Annotated in this window: 1 protein-coding gene and 1 pseudogene; both read right to left on the reverse strand. The window is 65.3% G+C overall.

Annotated elements, in window-relative coordinates:
* On the reverse strand, nucleotides 1–318 hold a 318-nt coding region (locus Q0L57_RS04425), incomplete at its 3' end, for a chorismate mutase (protein WP_366940865.1).
* 7 nt (nucleotides 319–325) lie between these two features.
* Nucleotides 326–1,122, reverse strand: a pseudogene (locus Q0L57_RS04430) (signal recognition particle protein); the annotation flags it as partial.

A 1,122-nucleotide genomic window follows, 5' to 3' on the forward strand; every position in this document is an offset into this window, starting at 1 on the left:
TTTTGCAGCGCCGTTGGCAGCGGCGATCTGTTCGTGATGGCGGATCACCTCGCGGACGACGAAGTTCAGGAACTTCTCCGCGAAATCCGGGTCGAGATGCGCGTCGTTGGCCAACTGGCGAAGACGGGCAATCTGCTGCTGCTCGCGCGCCGGATCGGCCGGCGGCAGGCCATGCTCGGCCTTGAGCACGCCGACCGCCTTGGTGCAGCGGAAACGCTCGGCGAGCATATGGATGAGCGCTGCGTCGATATTGTCGATCGAAGCGCGGTAGCCGGCCAGAATGGCACGTGCGTCAGCCATGTCCTTCTCCTCGTTCATCGCCCCCTCACTTCTTCTTGCCCAGGCCGGGTAAGCCACCGCCCATGCCGGGTAGTCCAGGAAGCTTCATGCCGCCGGGCAGGCCCGGCAGTCCACCGCCGGGAAGTCCGCCTGGCAAGCCCTTGCCGAGGCCGGCGGCCTGCGCCTGCTTCTGCAGGGCCTCGAGCTGCTTGGGATCCATCTTCGACAGATCGGGCATGCCGCCCATCATACCGCCGGGGCCACCGGGCATCATGCCGCCAAGGCCCATCTTGGAGGCAAGGCCGCCCATCATGCCGCGCATCATGCCGCCGCCTTTGCCCTTGCCGCCCATCGCCTTCATCATGTCGGCCATGCCGCGATGCATCTTCAGGAGCTTGTTGATCTCGGCCGCATCGGTGCCGGAGCCGGCGGCAATGCGCTTCTTGCGCGAATGCTTGAGCAGGTCGGGGTTGGCGCGCTCGGCCCTGGTCATCGAGGAGATGATGGCGAGCTGGCGGCGGAACATCTTGTCGTCGAAGCCGGCGGCGGCAAGCTGGTCCTTCATCTTGCCCATGCCGGGCATCATGCCCATGATACCGCCCATGCCGCCCATCTTCGACATCTGCTGAAGCTGCTGGGCCAGGTCGTTCAGGTCGAACTTGCCCGACTGCATCTTCTTGGCCATCGCAGCCGCCTGCTCGGCGTCGATGGTTTCGGCGGCTTTCTCCACGAGCGAAACGATGTCGCCCATGCCGAGGATGCGGTCGGCGATGCGCTTGGGGTGGAATTCCTCCAGCCCGTCCATCTTCTCGCCGGTGCCGATCAGCTTGATCGGCTTGCCGG

The organism is Mesorhizobium sp., assembly GCF_024509055.1.
In the GTDB taxonomy this organism is placed as follows: Bacteria; Pseudomonadota; Alphaproteobacteria; order Rhizobiales; family Rhizobiaceae; genus Mesorhizobium.